This is a genomic window from Finegoldia magna (genome assembly GCF_018371055.1).
Taxonomy (GTDB): Bacteria; Bacillota; Clostridia; order Tissierellales; family Peptoniphilaceae; genus Finegoldia; species Finegoldia magna_I.
Genome location: NZ_JAGYZD010000369.1, coordinates 1 through 1,086, shown reverse-complemented (window position 1 = coordinate 1,086; position 1,086 = coordinate 1). Strand labels below are relative to the sequence as shown.

Annotated in this window: 3 protein-coding genes; 1 reads left to right on the top strand and 2 read right to left on the bottom strand. The window is 29.9% G+C overall.

Going from position 1 to position 1,086, the window contains the following annotated elements:
* Positions 1-351, bottom strand: a 351-nt coding sequence (locus KHW44_RS09950) for a DUF3139 domain-containing protein (protein ID WP_304068991.1), incomplete at its 3' end; no start/stop codon positions are given.
* Positions 352-360: 9 nt separating this feature from the next.
* Positions 361-759 (bottom strand): DUF3139 domain-containing protein, encoded by a 399-nt coding sequence (locus tag KHW44_RS09945; RefSeq protein ID WP_304068989.1) that lies wholly within the window; start codon positions 757-759, stop codon positions 361-363.
* 107 nt (positions 760-866) lie between these two features.
* On the opposite strand from KHW44_RS09945, the gene KHW44_RS09940 reads away from it, so the two are divergent.
* Positions 867-1,052: a hypothetical protein gene (locus tag KHW44_RS09940; RefSeq protein WP_094206588.1), complete on the top strand. Its 186-nt coding sequence runs from the start codon at positions 867-869 to the stop codon at positions 1,050-1,052.
* Positions 1,053-1,086 lie beyond the last annotated feature (34 nt).

Here is a 1,086-nt window from a genome sequence, read left to right as displayed (position 1 = left end):
ATTTTTTTCTTTTTCTAATTTTTTATCATAAGCAAAACAAAACATCTTGTTGTAGTTATTTTTTCTAGGATTCAAATAAACATTTGAGTACAAGAAATATCGGTACTCGTATTGTGTATTGGGATCGTCTTTGAAATATATCGTAAAACTTGTAGTGTTCTTACTTGGTTCACTATTTTGTTCGATTGATTTGATGTTGGATCTGTCTGTTCCTTGTAAAGTGAGGACTTGGTCTAGTTTTTTGTTTGCGAAATAGCTTTGAATTGGATGATCAACAACCCACCACACAACATTGTAAATTACGAAAATACAGATCACAATTTTGATAAATTTGTATAGTTTATTTTTCATATTCACCTCTTAATACCATTCTTCAGTGTATTTCATGTATTTTGCCTTTTTGAAATAGGTGTTTCCGATAGGACTTCCTGTAGGGTATTCGTAAATAAAAACAATGATTTTGTTCGTATCTTCAAACAAATGCGGCAAACTTTTCAATCTAAAATTAACCAAACGATAACTGTATCTGTATTCAACCAATGGATCATCCTTAAAAATCACATTAAATTCAGAATTACCGGCTTTATAATCATAGCTTGATGAAATCTTCAAAATATTATCTTTATTAGTTCCTTGCTGTTGCATAAAAGAATACAGCCTGTGTTTTCCACAAAAATATTGAACTGGATGATTAACAGTCCAGCCGACAATTAAGTAGACGATCACAATCGTAAGTAAAATTTTTAATAACCTTTTCATAAATTTCACAACCTTTCTTGTGTTAATTACATTATACCCAAATTTTTCAAATCAGAATAGTAATAACTCTCCCCGGAATGTATGTATAAATGAAAGGGGGAGTGAAAATGAAAAAATTAAAAATCACTTCAGTAAATGATGTAAACGGAACACAAAAGAAAAGTTCCAAGACATTCAGTAATTTATCATCAACAGTTACTAACGAAAACTTGAAAAGTGCAGCGTATGCAATCAATTCATTAGTAGATTCTGATGAAAAACATGCGTATGTAGTAGAAGAAACAGAACTTTAGGAGGTATTTAAATGCAAGAATATTTACAAATCAA

Excerpts from the sequence above, each read along its gene's own strand:
- KHW44_RS09945 (WP_304068989.1), bottom strand. The coding sequence starts at position 759 with ATGAAAAGGTTATTAAAAATTTTACTTACGATTGTGATCGTCTACTTA.
- KHW44_RS09940 (WP_094206588.1), top strand. The coding sequence starts at position 867 with ATGAAAAAATTAAAAATCACTTCAGTAAATGATGTAAACGGAACACAA.